Source organism: Desulfovulcanus sp., from assembly GCF_982781345.1.
The window spans coordinates 1-20,316 of sequence record NZ_CEYAEZ010000046.1; the positions used below are offsets into that span (position 1 = coordinate 1).

Sequence of the window (20,316 nt, forward strand, 5' to 3'; positions counted from 1 at the left end):
TAACACATTGAAATATTAGATTATTTACTCAACAACACTGGAAACTTGGGTTAAAGTTATTATATTCCTCTTCATGACATTCTGCGCAGGCTTTTGAACCCACATATTCTGAAATTTCTTGAGATTGAACTCGGCCCACGCAAAACAAATTTAAAACGAACAAAAACATACAGAACCTTTTAAAACTCATTATAGCCCTCCTGACAGTCGTCTAGCTGACCCCATCATTAACGACAATGATTATAAGCAAGACATGTGACACGATTGAAGAGAAAAGTTGAAATGAATAAAAGAAAGGAGTTTGAAAAATTAAGAAATTGCGAAAATCCAAAGCGATAGACTAGCATCTTATTACTGTCCCTAAAGATAAGTTCTCTCTCAATTTGCATTTATATCTTCCCTTCTTCTCGCATCACTAGCCTTGTCTGATTTTCCGGCAACGGGGTCAAGTGTGTCCCCTAGTCAACTAGTCAATCCGATAAAAATTCAACTTGAAATGTGACTAAAATTTTATTCAATTATTTCAACTAACTCTCTACTTTTGCATAGACATTTCTCCCTGCCCACTATTCATATGGTTTTTCACTATCTTTACAAGTTGAGCACAAAAGTCAATACCAATTTTTCTACTGCCCACTCGTATATTTAACAAGCTATCTCCCTTAAATTATTATGGAATATAAGACCATGGAGCGTGATGATTTTCAATTTTTATTACGCTTCCAGTCAAAAACAATTAAATTTCTTTACGTTTCCCTAATTACAAACTAAAAAGCTATCACTGTTCATGATAAGGAGGTTTTTATGCGTAAGGTTCTGGTCCTTTGTCTCATTTGTTTAGGATTACTCATGGGCGTTGCCTATGGGGGTAAAAAGGAATTAAAAGTGGGCTTTATTTATGTTTCCCCTATTGGGGATGCTGGTTGGTCTTATGCGCATGACCTGGGAAGAAAGGCCCTGGAAGCCATGCCCGGAGTGAAAACTTCTTATGTAGAGTCTGTTCCGGAAGGCAGTGATGCTGAACGGGTTATTTTAAACATGGCCCGCAAGGGTTATGATATTATTTTTGGCACAAGTTTCGGATATATGGATTCCATGCTAAAAATTGCCAAAAAATTTCCAAACATAGTGTTTATGCACTGCTCCGGATTTAAACGGGCCAAGAATATGGGGACCTACTTTGGACGTATGTATCAAGCCAGATACTTAAGCGGAATGGTTGCTGGAGCCATGACCAGGTCCAATGTTTTAGGTTATGTGGCAGCCTTCCCCATTCCGGAGGTAATTCGGGGTATCAATGCCTTCACCCTTGGTGCCCAGGCTGTCAATCCCAAGGTTAAGGTACGCGTGGTCTGGACCAAGACCTGGTACGATCCGGCTACAGAAAAGGAGGCTGCCAAGAGCCTTTTAGATGTAGGAGCAGATGTCATAACTCAGCACCAGGATTCGCCAGCAGCCCAGGAAGCAGCCCAGGAAAGAGGGGTTTATTCCGTGGGTTATAATTCTGACATGTCCAAGTTTGCGCCCAAAGCTCATTTAACTGCCCCGGTATGGAATTGGGCGCCCATATATATAGAGATAGTCAAAGAGGTTCGCGAAGGAACCTGGAAAAGCAGAGATATCTGGTACGGTCTTGAACACAAAGTGGTTGACCTGGCTCCTTTTGGTCCCATGGTCCCCAAGGACATCCAGCAAAAAGTTTTGACCAAGAAAGAGGCATTGACCAGAGGCCAGGCCAAGGTTTTTGTTGGTCCCATTAAGGATCAACAAGGCAAGGTGCGCATTGCAGAAGGCCAGGTGGCAACCGATGTCCAGCTTTTGAGCATGGATTGGTTTGTCCAGGGAGTAATTGGCACTACCGAGTAAGGACTTTATAAATCGCTTAAATTTGATATTTACGACCTCATTCTTAAAAGTATAGAAAACCTGACTACCGCAATCAGTAGTCAGGTTTTCTAATTTTTTCACACCATTTAGACATTGCAATCTCAAAGCATATCTGCTTAAATTGCATCTCTTTCATTTTTGAGTTGTCTTTCTCATTGGAGCCAAATATCATTTAAAACCCGGATATTACAATTTCGCTGTGAAAAAAATCAGAATAGTAAGGCAGCATCAGCCCCTGAAATGGGGGTATATTTTTATTTTTTTTATAGCCTTGGGACTTTCTCTAGGGATTGGCGCAATTTTGCTCTCATTGCAGGGTAAGCCTCCCTTGAAAGGGATCGCCCTTCTCTTTCAGGGAGCTTTTGGAGCTGGGTATGCCATAGAAGATAGTCTGATCAAGGCCGTACCCATTTTTTTATGTTCTTTAGGAGTAGCACTGAGCTTTCGTTTACAGATGTGGAATATCGGAGCCGAAGGTCAATATGCCCTGGGAGCGATTGGAGCTACCTGGATGGCCCTTAATTTCCCTCAGCTACCCTGGTTTGTACTTTTGCCTTTGATGTTTCTGGCAGCTTCTGTTTGCGGCGGGATATGGGGGCTTATTCCGGCACTGCTCAAATTGAAGATAAATGTAAATGAGATAATTGTCACCTTAATGCTTAACTATATTGGCATATTGTTTTTAGAGTACTTGGTTTATGGACCATGGAAAGATCCCGCTAGTTTTGGCTTCCCTATTACACCTGAATTTAGTCCCCAAGCTATAGTAGGGACTATTCCAGGAACAAGACTTAATTGGGGAATTATTTTCTGTGTGCTTATAGGCGCGGTTATGGCTATATTTTTTCGCTATACCCGCCTAGGCTATGAACTTAAAGTCTGTGGAGAAAATTTAAGGGCAGCCAGATACGCACGCATGCCCTATGCCTTTTTAATAATTATGGTCATGGTAGTCAGCGGCGCCCTGGCTGGATCGGCAGGTTTTCTAGAGGTATCAGCTAACTTAAACCGCTTGCAAACAAGTGTAATGGCTGGATATGGTTACACGGCTATTGTCGTTGCGTGGCTGGCCAGGCTGAACCCTTTATACATAGGTATAGCTTCTTTTCTGCTGGCAGGGCTTCGAGTGGGAGTGGAAAATTTGCAGTTGGAAATGGGAATACCCGCTGCATTTGGAGCAATTTTAGAGGGCCTAATTTTACTCTCGGTATTAGCTGGCGGCTTTTTTCGCGAATATAAACTGGTTATCAGGGAAAAGTCATGAACCTGGATTTAATTCTGGCTCTTCTGGCAGCTACCATCCAATCCGGAACTCCTATCCTTTATGCCACGCTGGGTGAAATAATTACTGAAAAGGCAGGCATATTAAACCTCGGCGTAGAAGGGATAATGCTCATTGGGGCCCTGGCAGGTTTTTTAGTCAGCCAAAGCTTTGGCAGTCCGGTTCTTGGGTTTATTCTGGGAGGACTATGTGGAGCTTTTTTTGCAGGCATTCATGGATGCATTTGTCTGATTTTTCAAGGCAACCAGGTTGTTTCCGGGCTGGCTCTGACTATCTTAGGCACAGGTCTGGCCTATTTTTTAGGCACACCTTTTATCGGCCAGAGTGCCCCGGGATTTTCTAAACTAGTTATCCCGGTCTTATCTCATCTGCCTGTTATTGGGCCGGTTTTCTTTAATCATGATATCCTGGTTTATATCTCATATATTCTGCCTGTGGTCATACTTATATTTTTAAACAAAACCAGGTGGGGCTTAAGACTAAGGTCTGTAGGTGAATATCCAGATGCAGCCCTGGCAGCCGGGGTAAAAGTTATTTTGTATCGTTGGATCGGGGTTTTGCTGGGTGGATTTTTAGTAGGCCTAGGCGGAGCCTATCTGTCTCTGGCCTATACCCATTTATGGACCAATGGTTTGACTTCCGGCCGTGGCTGGATTGCTGTGGCCCTGGTTATATTTGCTTTCTGGCACCCCTTGCGAGCTATACTAGGAGCCTACCTCTTTGGCGGAATCATGGCCTTTCAACTACGCGTTCAGGCCCTGGGCACTAATTTGCCTTCGTCAATTTTACTTATGTTACCCTATGCCATGACCATTATTGTTTTGATCTTGTCATACAGGAAAGGCCACCTATCCGAGGCGCCAGCCAGCCTGGGAACAAATATAGAGCCAGTGGAGTAAAGTTTGGGAAAGTAAAGAAAATTGAATGGTTAGGTACCTTTATTTTCGGTCACTCTCAATTTTAGCTAAAAATTTTAACCAGACATGAGCAAGAGATACAATAAGACTTATCCTATTTCCTGGGAACAACTGCACCGCGATGCCAAGGCCTTGGCCTGGAGATTACTCGAATATACTCCCTTTCAGGGAATTGTGGCCATTGCCAGGGGCGGACTTGTGCCGGCAGCTGTTATTGCCAGAGAATTGGAGATAAGATTGATAGATACCGTGTGCGTCTCCAGCTACGACTGGCAATATCAGGGACAACCCCAGATTTTAAAAAAAGTACACGGCGACGGAGAAGGATGGCTGATTATTGATGACCTGGTAGACACAGGTAAAACAGCTCAGGTAGTCAGAGACATGTTACCCAAGGCCCACTTTGCTACGGTCTATGCCAAGCCTGCTGGAAGGCCCGTGGTGGATACCTATATCACGGAAGTTAGTCAGGACACCTGGATCCTTTTTCCCTGGGACGCAGAGTCCCAATTTGTTCAACCTATAATAAAAAGGTAACTGAATTTACGACTTCCATTTACGAGCTTATTTTCTTAAATATCTCAAACATTACAGTATGTTATAGGCTCTGAAGTTTGAGAAACTAACATGAAGCCGTCAATTGGGATCGTAAAAGCAAGTTAGGTTGGTAGACGCAAAATTGAACAAACAACCCATTGTCAGCTTAAAAGGGATCACCAAGTCCTTTGGCCAGGTAGTGGCCAACGAGGATATCAGCCTGGATATCTATGCCGGAAAAATCAAGGGGCTGCTTGGAGAAAACGGAGCCGGGAAAAGTACCTTGATGAGTATCCTGGCCGGTCGGCTGATGCCAGATAAAGGGCAAATTTTGATTCAGGGCAAACCCAGAATTTTTCACTCGGCCAAAGATGCTATAAATGCCGGTATTGGCATGGTCTACCAGCATTTCATGCTTATAGATGCTATGACCGTGTCCGAGAATATATTTTTGGGGCAAGAAGGGGGAACATGGCTAAGGCCAAAGGAGATGGCCCAAAAAGTAAACGACCTGGCAAAAAAATACGGTTTGGAAATCGATCCCCAGGCCAGAGTATCCTCCCTGTCCATGGGAGAAAAACAGCGTGTAGAAATCTTGAAGCTTTTGTTTCGTAACAGCCAGGTGCTAATTTTTGATGAGCCGACAACCGTACTCACATCTCAGGAAACAGCACAACTTTTTGCAGCCCTGAAAGAGATGGCCGGTCAGGGCAAGGCCATTGTCTTTATCAGCCATAAACTGGAAGAGGTTATGGATTTGGTTGATGAAGTCGCTATTTTGCGCAAAGGACGCATAACCGCCCAAATGGGTGTGAAAGACATAAAATCCAAAGCAGATTTGGCCCTGGAAATGGTCGGTCGGGAAGTGCTTCTGGAAGTTGAGAAAAAAGTGGTGCCTCGGGGAGAGAGAGTCTTGCATATCCATGATTTAAACAGTGGACAGTTGAAGGACGTACATCTGGATGTGTACCGGGGTGAAATCCTGGGGTTGGTCGGTGTGGCTGGCAACGGACAAAAGCCGCTGGTAGAGATAATTTGCGGCCTATCCAGTTTTGAACAAGGCAAAATTGAGATTCTTGGTCAAGACTGGCCAAAATTTTATAAATTTTTTCCCTGGAACAGGTCTTTAAGTTATATTCCGGAAGACAGGTTGGGGCTTGCTACTTGTCCGGGGCTTGACTTGACAGACAATTTTCTATTGACCACCCGAAAGGACTTTAGCTCGGGGCCATGGCTCTTAAAAAACAAAGCCAGGCAAAAAGCAGCTGATTTAATTCGCAGATTCAATGTGTTAGCTCCGAGCACCAAAATTCGGGCCAGACAATTGTCAGGCGGAAATCTACAAAAGATGGTTCTGGCCCGGGAATTTTACCGCCATCCATTGTTAATCGTGGCCGAGCAACCTACACAAGGTTTAGACATTGCGGCTACAGAAGATGTCTGGCGTTTGCTCCTTGAGGCCAAAAAGGAGGCTGGCGTCTTGCTGGTTACCGGCGATATAAACGAAGCTTTGACCCTGTCCGACCGGATTGCCGTTATCTTTAACGGTCAGATCCTGGACATTTTCCCTGTTACGGATAGATTTAAGGTTGAAAATATTGGTCTGCTCATGGCAGGAGTAAGGCCGGAAAGTTAAAAGTAGAAAGAGTGACAAGCCGTGGGCTATCAGCTATGAACTCTGAGCTAATAAAGCTAAATGTGGCAAGACAAAAATGGCTCCTTAAGCGTCCCGCAGATCTGGAAACTCTGTGGACTGAGATGGATGAGCTGGATCAGGATGAGCGCATCCCATATTGGGTGGAAGTATGGCCGGCAAGCAAACTTTTAGGTGAGTGGCTGATTAAAAATAAACAGAATATTAGAGGGAAATTGTGCCTGGACCTAGGGTGTGGGCTAGGCCTTACAAGCCTTATTGCCAGTAAGCTTCAGGCCAAAGTTATTGCTCTGGATTATGCTTGGCAAGCTCTTTATTTTGGTCGCCAAAACAGTCTCCTAAACGATGTCTGTTCTCCTTTGTGGGTGCAGATGGACTGGCGTACTCCCGGGTTTAAGGAAAAGAGTTTTGATTATATCCTGGGCAGCGATGTTTTTTACGAACGACGTTTTTTTGAGCCTATAAGCACATTATTTGACCGCTTTCTGGCTCCGGGTGGAAAAATCTGGTTAGGTGATCCTGAGCGCACAGTATCTAAAGACGTGTGGACAAGACTTAAATCTTTGGGGTGGCAAGTACGAAGGGTCGCCTCTAAAAAAGTTGAACTCGAAAACCAAAAAGCCATGGTCAACTTATGGGAAGTGTGTAGACAAACGCAATAAACGCATAAGGAGGAGTTATGGGAAGGACTATACGTTTTGGCGTATCTCTGGATCTGGATCTTTTAAATAAATTTGATGAGTTGTGCGCGGAAAAGAGTTATCAGACTCGTTCCGAGGCCATTCGCGATCTTATTCGCAATGCTTTAGTACAAAAAGAATGGGAAGATCCTGATAAAGAGATTGTGGGCACTTTGTCCCTGGTCTATGACCATCATCAAAGTGATCTGTCCCAAAGGCTGACCGAGATTCAACACGAAGCCTTGGACGTAATTGTTACATCCATGCATGTACACCTGGACCACAACAATTGTCTGGAAGTACTGGTTATGCGTGGACCAGGCAAGCGGATTAAAGAGGCAGCGCAAAAACTTATCTCTACCAAAGGAGTCAAGCATGGCAGCCTCAGCATGTCCACAACAGGAGAAGATATAGTATAAGTAGGGCAAAGGGCAAAAGCATAGAACATAAGGAGAATCAAATTAAACCCTTTAAACTGAATAGAAAATTTATAGAATCAATAATGTTTGATGTTCAGAACGGACCGTCAGAGGTCCCTTTGGCCATTGATCGGGTGGGCGTAAAAAATTTAAAGATCCCACTTATCGTCCAGGACCGCTCTAAGGGTAAGCAACACACTACAGCTCATGTAGACTTGAGTGTGGATTTACCAAGTCAGTTCAAGGGAACACACATGAGTCGATTTTTAGAGGCCCTGAGCTCATGGTCCGGGGTGCTAAACTATGGCAGTTTTAAGCATCTCCTGAGTGATATCAAAAAACGCCTCAATGCCAAACGGGCCCACCTCTGTTTTAAATTTTCCTATTTTCTGAACCAGCAGGCCCCTGTGAGTAAAAATGAATTTTTAATGGATTTTGATGCCTTTATACTAGGACAACTGGATGACGGGCATCTGGACATGACTTTAGGCGTAGAGGTTCCGGTGATGACCGTATGCCCCTGCTCACTGGCCATAAGTGAGACCGGTGCACATAGTCAGAGAGCCAAAGTGAAGATTAAGGCTGGCTTTAATGGGTTGTTATGGCTGGAAGAACTAATTGAGATTGGCCAGCAGGCCGGATCATCTCCGGTCTATCCGTTACTTAAAAGGGAAGATGAAAAGTTTGTTACAGAATCGGCCTTTGCCCAGCCTACTTTTGTGGAGGACGTGGTCCGCAGAGCCGCCAGCGCCCTGGATAAACACGAATTAATTACCTGGTATGAAGTCGAGGTGGAAAGTTTTGAATCCATTCATAATCACAGTGCCTATGCCTGTATTAAAAGGGAAAAGGGCGCTGGGCTAAAGGCTGAAGAATGATAATCCTTATAAAGAAAGGGAAGGTAAAGAGTTAAAGGCGGTTATATTGTTCAATAAAAAATTGCCCTTTTGCCTATTCGCCTATAAACTCACTCGTTCAGTTAACTCGTATAATATTTTAGTTGGAGATAATCATGGCCAAAAAAGCAACCTTATCCCCGGAAGAGCTAAAACGCGAAGCCCTGCAAACAGCAATCACAACCATTGAACGCAAGTATGGTCAGGGCTCTGTCATGCGTCTTTCTGATGATGCTCACCAGGTAATTCCTTCTATCCCGACCGGGTCCATAGGCCTGGACCTGGCCCTTGGTATTGGCGGTATCCCCAGAGGAAGGGTGACAGAGATCTTCGGGCCAGAATCATCAGGAAAGACTACTCTGGCGCTGCATATCATTGCCGAAGCCCAGAAAAAAGGCGGGGTAGCCGCATTTATTGATGCTGAACATGCCCTGGATGTTAATTATGCCAAAAGGCTGGGCGTAAAAACCGAAGAGTTACTCATTTCCCAGCCCGATTATGGTGAACAGGCTCTGGAAATAGCAGATCTTTTGGTCCGTTCAGGTGGGGTAGATGTAGTGATTGTGGACTCTGTGGCAGCACTGATTCCCCAGGCTGAACTGGAAGGCAGCATGGGCGAGACCCAGGTAGGCAGCCAGGCTCGTCTCATGTCTCACGCCATGCGCAAACTCACCGGAACAATCCACAAATCCAGAACCGCCCTGATCTTTATCAACCAGATCAGGATGAAAATCGGTGTCATGGGTTACGGCAATCCGGAGACCACAACCGGCGGAAATGCGCTGAAATTTTACTCTTCTGTGCGCTTGGACATCCGCAAGATCCAGACACTTAAGGATAAAGAAGAAGTGTACGGTAACAGGGTACGTGTAAAGGTGGTCAAAAATAAGGTCGCTCCGCCATTCCGGGAAGCCGTATTTGACATCCTATACGGACAGGGAATTTCCAGAGAAGGCGAGTTACTAGACCTGGGCGTGGAACACGGTATCGTGGACAAAAGCGGGGCTTGGTATGCTTTTGAATCGGAAAGACTGGGCCAAGGCCGGGAAAATGTACGCGCTTTTTTACAGGAAAACAAAGAACTGGCTAAATCTATTGAAGACAAGTTGCTTGTCCATCTGGGAGTAAAAGAAGATGAAACTTCGATGCGGGGAAACGGAGAACCTGACTAGCTAATTTATTCAACCCGCACTACTTACTCAGCTCAACTTTCGGGGTTTCTTTTCAGGCTTGTTTTCGTAATGCTAACAGCGAAGCGAAAACTCGGAATCATCTAAAGCTCGCTTGTAATACATTTCAGAAAATATGCTCTTCGAAAATGCTGTAATGTCAACAAGTTGAACAAGTGGGAAAGTTGAGTTACTCAATCAGAAAGAGATAAAGGAGATAAATTGGTGTTCAAAGCTAGTGAGATCAGAGAAAAATTTTTACAATATTTTGAGGAAAACGGGCATACAATAGTCCCCAGCTCGCCTTTAATTCCCAAAGACGATCCTAGCCTTCTTTTTACCAATGCAGGCATGGTCCAGTTTAAAAAGGTCTTTTTGGGTCAGGAAAAGAGGGATTATATTCGCGCGACTTCAGCCCAAAAGTGCCTGCGCGTAGGCGGAAAGCACAATGACCTGGAAAATGTGGGCCGTACAGCCAGGCACCACACTTTTTTCGAGATGCTGGGGAATTTTTCTTTTGGGGATTATTTTAAAGAAGAGGCCATAAGACTGGCCTGGGAGTTTTTAACCAAGGAACTGGAGCTGCCCAAAGAAAAGCTTTATGCCACAGTATATAAAGATGATGATGAAGCCATTTTGCTCTGGAAAAAAATCGCCGGGCTTCCTGATGAAAAGATTTTTAGGCTGGGAGAAAAGGATAACTTCTGGTCCATGGGCGACACAGGTCCATGCGGACCGTGTTCAGAGATTCTCTTTGATCAGGGTGAACATATGGCCTGCGGACCTGACTGTGGAATAGGTGAATGTGATTGCGACCGCTATCTCGAGATCTGGAACCTGGTTTTTATGCAGTATGACAGGGACGAGAGCGGCAAATTAAATCCTCTGCCCAGGCCAAGTATTGATACAGGCATGGGACTCGAGCGAATAACCGCTGTATGTCAGGGAGTCTATTCAAATTTTGATACGGACCTGTTTACTGGACTTATTCAGTTCACAGAGGCAAAGGCCGGGGTAAAGTACCGGGAAAATGAAGATACTGATACAGCCCTCAGGGTTATTGCTGATCATAGCCGGGCCATGGCCTTCATGCTGGCCGATGGAATTTTGCCCTCCAATGAAGGGCGCGGCTATGTACTGCGTCGCTTGATTCGACGGGCCTTTCGCTTTGGCCGCCTTCTGGGCCTAAAAGATCCTTTTTTGTTTGCTGTGGCCGACGAAGTAATTAATGAAATGGGAGAGGCTTATCCGGAATTAAAAGCAAGCCGGGAGTTCATGCTCAAGGTTATTCGCCAGGAGGAGGAACGATTTTCCGAGACTCTGGATAAGGGATTAAAAATTTTAGAAGAAGAGTTACTAAGTTTGCAAAAGCAAGGGGTACAGACCATCCCCGGTGAGGTAGCCTTCAAGCTGTACGATACTTATGGATTTCCTATAGATATCGTCAATGATATTGCTGAAAAACAAGGCTTTAGCGTTGACCAAAACGGATTTAATAAATGCATGGCCGCACAAAAAGAGCGGGCCAAATCAGCCTGGAAGGGAAGCGGAGAAAAGGACCTGGCTGGCCAATTTAAAAGGCTTATTGCTGAAGGTTTACAGACAGAATTTGTTGGTTATGACCGGTTAACTGCCACGGCCCGTGTTGTTTATCTTCTGGATGAGCAAGCCCTTGGCGTGCTGGCACATAGTCTGAGCAAAGGACAGACAGGATTTGTAGTCACTTCCAGGACACCTTTTTATGGTGAATCCGGAGGTCAGGTCGGAGACAAGGGACAGATAAAGACAGCCTCCGGCATCTGTGTAGTTGAAGATACAATAAAACCGGCGGCTGAACTTATTGTACACAAAATACGGGTAACGCAGGGTGAGATCCTGCTGGATCAGGAAGCCGAACTTCAAGTTGACGAAAAAAAACGTCTAGCAACAGCCAGAAATCATACTAGCACTCACCTATTGCATGCTGCACTACGCAAAATCCTGGGAGAACATGTCAAGCAGGCAGGCTCTTTGGTCGAAGACAAGAGGCTGCGTTTTGACTTTACCCATATTCAGGCCTTGAGTCCTGATGAAATCAGGGCCGTGGAAAAGGAAGTCAATGCTGCAATCTTAGCCAATTTACCCGTAAAGACCGAAATTATGCCTTATAATCAAGCCGTAGCCAAAGGGGCCATGGCCCTTTTCGGAGAAAAGTACGAAGATCAGGTACGCGTGGTTACCGTGCCTGGGGTGTCCATAGAGCTCTGTGGCGGAACGCATTTGCAGAGTACTGGCCAGATCGGCTATTTCAACATTGTCTCCGAGAGCGCAGTAGCTGCCGGGGTACGCAGAATCGAAGCGATTACCGGCTTTGAGGCCATCCACTACCTGCAGAATCTCAAGCAGGAGATGGAAGAGTTACAATCCCTGCTCAAGGCCGGAAGCGGTCAACTTAAGAACAAGGTGATGGCCCTGCAGGAGCAGATAAAAATCTTAAACAAGGAAAAACAGGCCCTGGCAGACAAGCTGGCATCGGGCCGTGGTAAAGATCTACTTCAAGAAGCACAAGAGATAAACGGTATAATGGTTCTGAGCCAGAAAGTAGAAGCTCCGGATGTAGGCGCCCTGCGTAAGCTCATGGATGATCTTCGCTCAAAGTTAAAATCAGGAATTATCTTGCTGGGCTGTGAACAAAAAGGTAAGGCCATGCTTATCCTGTATGTAAGCAAGGACTTGCACGACAAATTTACAGCTCCAGCATTGGTTAAAGAAGTTGCCAAAGAAATTGGTGGCAGCGGAGGCGGTCGCCCTGAACTGGCCCAGGCAGGCGGACCAAATATCCAGGGACTGGATAAGGCTTTGGAAAAAATAAAAGAATTGATAAGCTAACCAGGGCTAAGGAATGGCTGAAGACGAAAGTTTTTTATCCCTTCCTTAGCCTAACTTCAACAACCCAACAACCACAATGAACTCAATGAACCCAACAGACCCCGTAGACTCAACAAACTCAAAAAAAATAGTAGGTATTAAATTCAGGGAATCAGGGCCGGTTTATTATTTTCTGGCCAGTCCTTTTGTAATCAATGAAGGTGATAAGGTAATCGTAAAAACAGAAGAGGGGTTGGGACTAGGGACTGTGGTTATAACCCGTGACAGTCTGCCGGAAGGCTTTAAGGAGGAAGATTTAAAATCTGTCTTTCGTTTGGCTAATGAAGAAGATTTAAAAATCGTGGCGGAGAATAAGGTCTTGGCTAAAGAAGCATTTGCTTTTTGTAAAAAGTGCATCGAGAAACATGACCTGCCCATGAAGCTGGTGGACGTGGAAGTCTATTTCGACCGGAGCAAGATGATTTTTTATTTTACCGCGCCCATGCGCATAGATTTTCGTGAGCTGGTCAAGGATTTGGTTCGCCAATATCGGACCAGGATCGAGTTACGCCAGATTGGCGTACGTCATGAAACCCAGATGCTCGGGGGAGTAGGTAATTGCGGACAAGTCTGCTGTTGCCGCCGTTTTCTTCGCAAATTTGAGCCTGTGACCATAAAAATGGCCAAGGACCAGAACCTGTTTTTAAATCCTGCCAAAATTTCAGGTGTTTGTGGCCGATTATTATGTTGTCTGGCGTTCGAGCAGGATCACTATGCCGAATTTCAAAAAAAGTTGCCCAAGATGGGCAAGCGCTACCAAACAGATCAAGGCATGTTGCGCGTCATCAGAGCGAATATTTTCCGCGATACAATCACTGTCTTGAATGAAGAAGGCAAGGAACTGGAAATAAAAATGAAGGATTGGCAGGCCATGGTGAAAAAATAGACAAGAACGGGGAAGCGAGGGCACGGCGAAACAGAAATTTTCCTTAACATTTTCTCTTTTTCTTCCCCCCTTGTCTTAGCTTCATTATTAAATATATTGAGGGAGGTTAATGTTGAATACCTTTTTTATCTCCACACCTATTTATTATGTTAATGCCAAGCCCCATCTAGGGCATGCCTATACGACCATTGTTGCTGACAGTGTAAACAGGTTCCATAAATTACAGGGTAAAGAGACATACTTTTTAACCGGGACAGATGAACACGGTGACAAAATAGTCCAGGCTGCGGAGAAGAACAAACAAACTCCCAAAGAGTATGTGGATATAATCAGCAAACTCTTCAAAGACACCTGGCCTGGGCTGGAGATAGAATATAATCGGTTTATCCGGACTACCGATCCTGATCATATTGCCTGCGTGCAGACTTTTCTGCAACGTGTCTATGACAACGGAGACATTTATTTTGGTGAATATGGCGGCTTTTATTGTTTTGGCTGCGAACGTTTTTACACGGAAAAGGAACTTCAGGATGGTCTTTGCCCAGACCACCAAACCAAACCGGAATTTATCCAGGAGAAGAATTATTTCTTCCGGATGAGTAAGTATTTAAAACCCCTTAGAGAATATATTGAAAGCCATCCCGATTTTATTCAGCCCGAACGCTACCGCAATGAAGTCCTGGGCTTACTTAAAGAGGACCTAGGAGATCTATGTATTTCCAGGCCAAAATCCCGCCTTACCTGGGGTATTGAACTGCCCTTTGACAAAAATTTTGTTACTTACGTCTGGTTCGACGCCCTGATTAACTATATCACCGCCCTGGGGTGGCCAGACGGAGAAAATTTTCAGAAATTCTGGCCTAATGCCCACCATCTGGTGGCCAAAGATATTTTAAAACCCCATGCTATTTTTTGGCCTACCATGCTCATGGCCGCAGGCGTCGATCTGTATAAAGGTTTGCGCGTCCACGGTTATTGGACGGTCAATGAAACCAAGATGTCCAAAAGCCTGGGGAATGTAGTCTCACCAATGTCCATGAAGGACAAATACGGGCTTTCCGCCTTTCGCTACTTCTTACTCAGGGAAATGCAATTCGGCCTGGATGCCAGCTTTTCTGAAGAGGCACTGGTTGGACGCCTAAATGCCGATCTTGCCAATGACCTGGGCAATCTATTCAGCCGCGTTCTGACCATGACTAATAAATACTTTGCCGGTGAGGTCCCAGAACCGGGTAGCCTGGAAAAAATTGACGAGGAGGCGTTGGAACTTGGCTTTAATGCCCTCAAAAACTACCAGGATCTTTTTCCAAAATTTCAATTTTCCAAGGCATTAAGCAGCCTGTGGGAGTTAGTCCGGCATTTAAATAAATATATTGATACCTGTGCGCCCTGGAGCCTGTATAAAAATAAAGAAACCGAGCGCTTAAAAACCGTAATCTATATTCTCCTGGAAGGAATGCGTAAAATCGGGCTGCACTTGTGGCCGGTTATGCCTTCTACCAGTGTTAAGATGCTCTCGCAACTGGGAGTAGATTTTGATTTACAAAAAGTAAATCTGGACCAGGAGACCAAACAGTGGGAGGGATTGAAACCGGGCATTAAAGTAACCAAAAAATCTAACCTGTTTCCACGCCGCGAATTAAAACTGGAAGAATCTTGTGAGACTAAAACAGAGGCCAAAAAAGACCAAAAAGAAAAGAGCTATATCGAATTTGAAGACTTTGTGAAAGTGGAACTAAAGGTAGGCAAAGTGGTCAAGGCCCAAAAAGTTCCCAAAGCCGATAAGCTGTTGCAGGTTTTTGTGGATTTAGGGGAAAATGAACCACGACAGGTTGTAGCCGGTCTTGCTGAATACTATGAACCGGATGAGCTTATAGGTAAACAAGTCGTTGTAGTTGCCAACTTAAAACCACGCAAATTAAGAGGAGTACTGTCCCAGGGAATGATTCTGGCTGTGCAGGCAAAAGGTAAAATGGAACTGCTAACGGTCAGAGGGGAAGTAAAACCGGGAAGCAAAGTTTCTTAGAGGTCTATGGCCAAACCATATTTTGACTACCAGATAGAAAGGCCTGGTTTCTTGAAAGCCTTGCATCGGGGTGACAAAGCTAAATATCTGGGACTATTTACCATAACTATCGACAATAATAAAGAATATTCATTTATCCTAAATGTCCTATTATGCTCTGCCCGCAAGCAAGCCTTTTACCCCGTTGAATCCAGCGAAGCTGGTCTGGCTTTGCCAGTATTCAACTGGGGTAGATGGATCCAGGCATTTGCACCAGCATGAAAGAAATCAGGATTGAAAAAAATTATGAAAAGTTGCCCTCTTAAGTATGGTTTGGCCACAGACTCCTTAGCACTTTTTCCTCTATCTTCTTGCCGTTAAGGCGTCAATACATCCCAAAATACGGCTCGGGTATTGGAAAGAGATATCAATCACCTAACCGATAAACCTTTTTACGGTTTCACACTCAAATACAAATGGACGCATTTGCTAGCTGTACCTACCACGTCAAATGAAAAATTGCGCAATAATTGATAAAATTTTAGCATAAAAAGCTAAGCCGAACTAATCTATCAGAAAATAATAAAGCTCTTGTGGGAGAAAATTTGCTAGTGCTCCAGACTGAGAATACACCTCTCGTCATTCTGAGGGAGCGAAACGACCGAAGAATCTCCAACGTAGAAAACCAGATTCTTCGCTTCGCTCAGAATGACGTAATTAGAAGACCGCATTTGCCAGCTGCACCTACCACGACAAATGTGGGAATATTGTGAAATAATTATGACAAAATTTTAGCATAAAATGCTAAGCTAGGCTCATCTAACAGAAAATAATAAGGCTCTACAAATTATAAACGGTGCAGAATTCGACCCAACTTTACAAGGAGGTGCAGCATACATATCAACAATCTTGAGAAAAATTAATTACACTTCCAGAGCCAAAGTTAAAACTAGACATATCTCAGAAATTCTGGATAGACTAAATGCAAAGTATAAGTATCATTCTTCAACGGATCAAAGTAAAATTCTTCTTCTAAGTTGCAAAAGACATCTCTGATAACTTGCTCCTACTTATTGCTAAAATTTTAAAGTTCTCATTTTAGGAATGTCTCATGTAAAGACATTTCCTTACTCCCTCCAACCTTATGGAAAAATCGAATGCTGATACTAGTATATTATAAGTGAATGTATCGGTAAAAGTCCATCACCGTCTCCTGGATACAAGACACTCCTCACATAGTTTTTAATCATTATAATACAATCTAGGTATAGATCTATTGGACATAGTGTGATTACAGATAACAGCAGTCTCTTAACCAAAGAGACTGATATATGAGGATAAAAAAAATAAAAAGTTCACTGCAAGAAAGAAATTTAATCATTACAGACCTAAAAAAACAAGTATAGCTAGCGAAAACAAAACCGAGATAATCAAAATTTGTATTAAACCAAGGCGATGAACTTTGTATGGGTTAGAATTTTTATAGATATACTCATTAACTTGTACAAAACCAAGAATCAGCTTAAAAAAATAAAACAATTTATTGACAATTTAATTGACAGTGACTTATCATTATTTGAGTATTAAAATAGTAAGAAATTTATAACCTTCTAAATAAAAGCCAATGACATCCACCGACAACTTGTTGAATATCATTCGTGGCAAAACTCCTTCTCCCAAGGAGGTTGCCTATTCATCTAGCACTTCGAAAACAAAAAAAATTATTAACTTTGCTTTTTCCACTAAAACTGTAAATATTGGCATTGACCTTAGAGATGATCATTTGCGCTTGGCCAAGGTCATAAAAAAAAATGATAATTTCTTATTACTGGATTATGAAAAATCATCTTATCCTCAGGGCATAAAAAAAGAACATCCTGACTTTATACCTTTTTTAAAGTCAAAATTAGATAACTTCCAAAAAAACCACTCCAAGACCAATCTATGGGCTATTATTCCTGCTATTCATGTTAGTACCTTTTTTATAAGGATACCAAAGGTCGACAGGAAACATATATATAATACAGTATACTGGAGTGTTAACAAAGAGAAAAAAATAAACCTGCAGGAACAGATATTTGATTTTAAAATATTAGGCGAAACCGTAGTCAACGGGACAACAAAAATAGAAGTATTAGCTTACCTGGCATCTAAAAATGAAGTAAAAAAAATAAAAACTCTATTTACAAATGCCGGGCATAAACTGAAAGGCATAACTACTATTCCATTCTGTTTATCAAACTATTTTTCCATCAATACAGTAGATAAAGATGCAAACAACATTGCCCATATCTTTATTGGCACAGACTGGTCGCGCATTGATATTTTCAACCGGGGCAACCTGGCTTTTACTCGAGAAATAAAAACCGGAGCAAAAAGTTTAGCTCAATCTTTACTGGAGAACTATCGTCCAAATTTTGATAAACCAACTGAAAACTACAGTGAAGAGATCCTAATCGAGCTAGATAATTTTACAAACTCAGAACAACCATCACCAGACATCACCCTGGAGGAGGCCACCCAGATTTTATTTCAAATCTGCACCGAGGAGGATTTGAACCGGCCACGGGAAAAAAAAATTGATCTTACCAAAGACCAGGTTTTGGAGTGGATAACTCCGGCACTGGATCGCCTTATTAGCCAGATAGAAAGAACATTTAATCATTATGTAACCTTTTTAAATAAAGGATCTGTTGATAAAATCTACCTCTCCGGAATTTTTATCCCATGCAAAGAATGTCTTGACTACATTCAGAGCCAGATAGGCATACCATTTCAGTTGTTGGATCCTTTTCAGGGTGACACCATAATTGATTCTGAGGATCTTCATTTATCTCTGTCTTTACAGGAAAAAATAGCGGCCACTCCAGTCATTGGTGCGGCACTTTCTAATAACGACCTGACTCCCAATTTTATCTTTACGTTTCAGGAGAAAAAGAGGGAAAGAACTTATCGTATTATAAGTCAAATTAGCGCAGGAGTATTTATACTTAGTGCTCTGCTTTGCTTGGTGACATACTTCAACCAAACCAAACTAGCCGAACAAAAGAAACAAAGATTGGCAACTCTAAAAAATGAGCTAGATCAATATCAACCTCTAGTAACAAAAAAAGTAATTAATTCACTACTGGAAAAAGTTGTGCACAAAAATAATCTAGCCAAGCAGTATGCCCATCGCTATGCAAGTATAGCAATTTTGTCTGAATTATCCAGAATCACTCCAAAGGAGATCAAATTTCTCGCTTTTCACTCCGATCTTAGTCCAAAGGACAATCTAAAATCTTTAGTTATAGATGGTATTGTTACGGGAGACCCACAACAATTTGAATCTCGACTGACCAGCTACATAATCAGGCTGAACGATTCTCCAATCTTCGACGAAGTAAAAATATTAAAGCAGGACATACAATCTCTTGCAGATATTGGGCAAACTTTGTACTTTACACTCGAAATTATTTTCAATTAACAAATGAAAAAAATAACTTTACCATTATCACCTCATGCATTAATCTTTATTTTAACTTGTACTTTCTTATTATCAGTATTTATTTTGGCTTTTATATATCCTAAATACAGAGAAAACATTGCCTTAGAACAAGAAATATTGTATTTAGAAAAAAAATTAAAACAACAAAAAAGTATTTATCCTCTTTATACTCGACTCAAAAAAGAACTTGAGCAACAAAAAAAACTCAATGTCCATCAAAAAATCATAGATCTTGGCTTTGGTCGGGATATTGAACAGTTCAAAAACGTAGTACAGGATATTGCAGACCAATCTGAAATGCTTTTTGTTTCAGCTATACCTGACCCTAAAACTCTTTCCCAAAAATCAAAAAATATTCTCGTAACAATCAACATTAAAGGTGACTTTAAAAAATTTAGAAACTTTATTCTAAATCTACTTTCTTTAAGTTACGTGGATAGAATTCAAGAATTAGATATACAGCAGGATATAGGAAGAAGTGATTTCAAGCTTAAGGTTTGGATAAATATTTAATAAAATATTAGAAAATGAGTAAACGCGAAAAAATTATCTTGGCTATCACCCTTTTAGTTATTACATATGGAGTGTATTCGTTTATATTTGAGGCTTCAGAGAAGAATTCATATCGCGCTCCAAAAACAGAAGACTTTTCTGGCATTACAAGAAATATTTTGGATAAACTATCGACGAACAAGCTGGACCCTAAAACATTGTATACTTTAAAATTAATCAATCAAAATTGGGAAAACGACCCTTTCTTAAAGAATAAGGTCATTAAAACGGTCAAAGTTGAAAAAAAAGCCGACGTACATTTTGAGTATACAGGGTATGTTAAAATGGATTCAACAAAAGTAGCTATAATTAATGGCAGGGAGTATGTTGAAGGGGAAAAGCTTGAAATACAAGGCTACACCGTAAAAAATATTTACCCTCAGTTTGTTATTATAAAAGGACCAGGGGATAAAGACGAGATATCGGTTCCATACCAGGAAGAAATAATTTTAGACAATCAACCTGACAAATAACTTGATGGACTCAAACTAATTTACATACTTTTCCCAATTTAAAGGTTGGCTATGCGACACATTAAACTTTTTTTCTTTAATCTAGTTTGTCTTTTTTTAACTTTTTCTTTGCTTTCATGCTCTAAACCCAGATACAAACCTGACCCCTTTTTTGAAAAGTGGAAAATACTGGCCGAACAGAGCCTAGGGCATTCGCCCTCCCCTTCCTTAGAGCCAACTGATATTGAAACGGATATTTTATCAACCGAGGAAGAACCGCCTCTTCCACCTGAGCGGCCGCTGCCCACAAATCCTGTCAGCTTAAAGATGAACTCAACAGACATTAAGGTTGTACTCCAGGCACTGGCCAGGGTAGCCAGACAAAATATCCTTATAAACTCCAACATTTCAGGAAAGATAAACGTAAACATAAATAACGTCCCCTGGTCTCAAGCTTTTAAGGGTATTTTACGCGCCCAGGGCCTGACGTATACATGGGAAGGGGATATCATCCGTGTCGTGAGCAAGGAAGATTTACAAAACGACTTGGCCATTGATGAAATAAAGCGCAAAAAAGAGTTGAATA

General features: G+C 42.5%; 16 protein-coding genes and 1 pseudogene. All 17 read left to right on the plus strand.

Translation table 11 applies throughout. From position 1 onward, the window contains the following. Positions 1–804 precede the first annotated feature (804 nt). A complete protein-coding gene (locus AC3WVG_RS08070; protein ID WP_488797635.1) occupies positions 805–1,866 on the plus strand; it encodes a BMP family ABC transporter substrate-binding protein in 1,062 nt (353 codons plus the stop codon). Positions 1,867–2,086: 220 nt separating this feature from the next. After that, positions 2,087–3,151, plus strand: coding sequence for an ABC transporter permease (locus AC3WVG_RS08075; protein ID WP_488797636.1), 1,065 nt, complete (start codon positions 2,087–2,089; stop codon positions 3,149–3,151). Then, positions 3,148–4,068 (plus strand): ABC transporter permease, encoded by a 921-nt coding sequence (locus AC3WVG_RS08080; protein WP_488797637.1) that lies wholly within the window; start codon positions 3,148–3,150, stop codon positions 4,066–4,068. The genes AC3WVG_RS08075 and AC3WVG_RS08080 overlap by 4 nt, the downstream gene beginning before the upstream one ends. Before the next feature lie 84 nt (positions 4,069–4,152). Then, positions 4,153–4,623: a xanthine phosphoribosyltransferase gene (gene gpt, locus AC3WVG_RS08085; RefSeq protein ID WP_252381272.1), complete on the plus strand. Its 471-nt coding sequence runs from the start codon at positions 4,153–4,155 to the stop codon at positions 4,621–4,623. A 142-nt stretch (positions 4,624–4,765) separates the two neighbouring features. Next, positions 4,766–6,259: an ABC transporter ATP-binding protein gene (locus tag AC3WVG_RS08090; RefSeq protein ID WP_488797638.1), complete on the plus strand. Its 1,494-nt coding sequence runs from the start codon at positions 4,766–4,768 to the stop codon at positions 6,257–6,259. A 35-nt stretch (positions 6,260–6,294) separates the two neighbouring features. After that, complete coding sequence (locus tag AC3WVG_RS08095) at positions 6,295–6,939, plus strand: class I SAM-dependent methyltransferase (RefSeq protein WP_252381274.1); 645 nt, start codon at positions 6,295–6,297, stop codon at positions 6,937–6,939. A 17-nt stretch (positions 6,940–6,956) separates the two neighbouring features. Then, complete coding sequence (gene nikR / locus AC3WVG_RS08100; protein ID WP_252381275.1) at positions 6,957–7,376, plus strand: nickel-responsive transcriptional regulator NikR; 420 nt, start codon at positions 6,957–6,959, stop codon at positions 7,374–7,376. Positions 7,377–7,459: 83 nt separating this feature from the next. Then, positions 7,460–8,254, plus strand: coding sequence for a GTP cyclohydrolase FolE2 (gene folE2 / locus AC3WVG_RS08105; protein ID WP_252381276.1), 795 nt, complete (start codon positions 7,460–7,462; stop codon positions 8,252–8,254). Between the two features lie 134 nt (positions 8,255–8,388). Continuing rightward, entirely contained in the window at positions 8,389–9,444 is a 1,056-nt protein-coding gene (recA, locus tag AC3WVG_RS08110) for a recombinase RecA (protein ID WP_252381277.1), read from the plus strand. A 222-nt stretch (positions 9,445–9,666) separates the two neighbouring features. Continuing rightward, positions 9,667–12,309 (plus strand): alanine--tRNA ligase, encoded by a 2,643-nt coding sequence (alaS, locus tag AC3WVG_RS08115; protein ID WP_488797639.1) that lies wholly within the window; start codon positions 9,667–9,669, stop codon positions 12,307–12,309. An 85-nt stretch (positions 12,310–12,394) separates the two neighbouring features. After that, positions 12,395–13,231, plus strand: a pseudogene (locus AC3WVG_RS08120) (PSP1 domain-containing protein); the annotation flags it as partial. 115 nt (positions 13,232–13,346) lie between these two features. Next, positions 13,347–15,260 (plus strand): methionine--tRNA ligase, encoded by a 1,914-nt coding sequence (gene metG, locus AC3WVG_RS08125; protein ID WP_488797645.1) that lies wholly within the window; start codon positions 13,347–13,349, stop codon positions 15,258–15,260. A gap of 6 nt (positions 15,261–15,266) precedes the next feature. Beyond that, a complete protein-coding gene (locus AC3WVG_RS08130) occupies positions 15,267–15,521 on the plus strand; it encodes a hypothetical protein (RefSeq protein ID WP_488797640.1) in 255 nt (84 codons plus the stop codon). A gap of 1,342 nt (positions 15,522–16,863) precedes the next feature. After that, the gene (locus AC3WVG_RS08135) at positions 16,864–18,705 is read left to right on the plus strand and encodes a hypothetical protein (RefSeq protein WP_488797641.1); all 1,842 of its coding nucleotides are present in this window, start codon (positions 16,864–16,866) and stop codon (positions 18,703–18,705) included. Between the two features lie 3 nt (positions 18,706–18,708). After that, positions 18,709–19,239: a hypothetical protein gene (locus AC3WVG_RS08140; RefSeq protein WP_488797642.1), complete on the plus strand. Its 531-nt coding sequence runs from the start codon at positions 18,709–18,711 to the stop codon at positions 19,237–19,239. A 14-nt stretch (positions 19,240–19,253) separates the two neighbouring features. Then, complete coding sequence (locus AC3WVG_RS08145) at positions 19,254–19,751, plus strand: hypothetical protein (protein WP_488797643.1); 498 nt, start codon at positions 19,254–19,256, stop codon at positions 19,749–19,751. Between the two features lie 51 nt (positions 19,752–19,802). After that, positions 19,803–20,316: secretin and TonB N-terminal domain-containing protein (locus tag AC3WVG_RS08150; protein ID WP_488797644.1), on the plus strand; the 514-nt coding region annotated here is incomplete at its 3' end.

Excerpts from the sequence above, each read along its gene's own strand:
- nikR (WP_252381275.1), top strand. The coding sequence starts at position 6,957 with ATGGGAAGGACTATACGTTTTGGCGTATCTCTGGATCTGGATCTTTTA.
- AC3WVG_RS08140 (WP_488797642.1), top strand. The coding sequence starts at position 18,709 with ATGAAAAAAATAACTTTACCATTATCACCTCATGCATTAATCTTTATT.
- gpt (WP_252381272.1), top strand. The coding sequence starts at position 4,153 with ATGAGCAAGAGATACAATAAGACTTATCCTATTTCCTGGGAACAACTG.
- AC3WVG_RS08095 (WP_252381274.1), top strand. The coding sequence starts at position 6,295 with ATGAACTCTGAGCTAATAAAGCTAAATGTGGCAAGACAAAAATGGCTC.
- AC3WVG_RS08130 (WP_488797640.1), top strand. The coding sequence starts at position 15,267 with ATGGCCAAACCATATTTTGACTACCAGATAGAAAGGCCTGGTTTCTTG.
- AC3WVG_RS08135 (WP_488797641.1), top strand. The coding sequence starts at position 16,864 with ATGACATCCACCGACAACTTGTTGAATATCATTCGTGGCAAAACTCCT.
- recA (WP_252381277.1), top strand. The coding sequence starts at position 8,389 with ATGGCCAAAAAAGCAACCTTATCCCCGGAAGAGCTAAAACGCGAAGCC.
- AC3WVG_RS08145 (WP_488797643.1), top strand. The coding sequence starts at position 19,254 with ATGAGTAAACGCGAAAAAATTATCTTGGCTATCACCCTTTTAGTTATT.
- AC3WVG_RS08080 (WP_488797637.1), top strand. The coding sequence starts at position 3,148 with ATGAACCTGGATTTAATTCTGGCTCTTCTGGCAGCTACCATCCAATCC.
- AC3WVG_RS08070 (WP_488797635.1), top strand. The coding sequence starts at position 805 with ATGCGTAAGGTTCTGGTCCTTTGTCTCATTTGTTTAGGATTACTCATG.
- folE2 (WP_252381276.1), top strand. The coding sequence starts at position 7,460 with ATGTTTGATGTTCAGAACGGACCGTCAGAGGTCCCTTTGGCCATTGAT.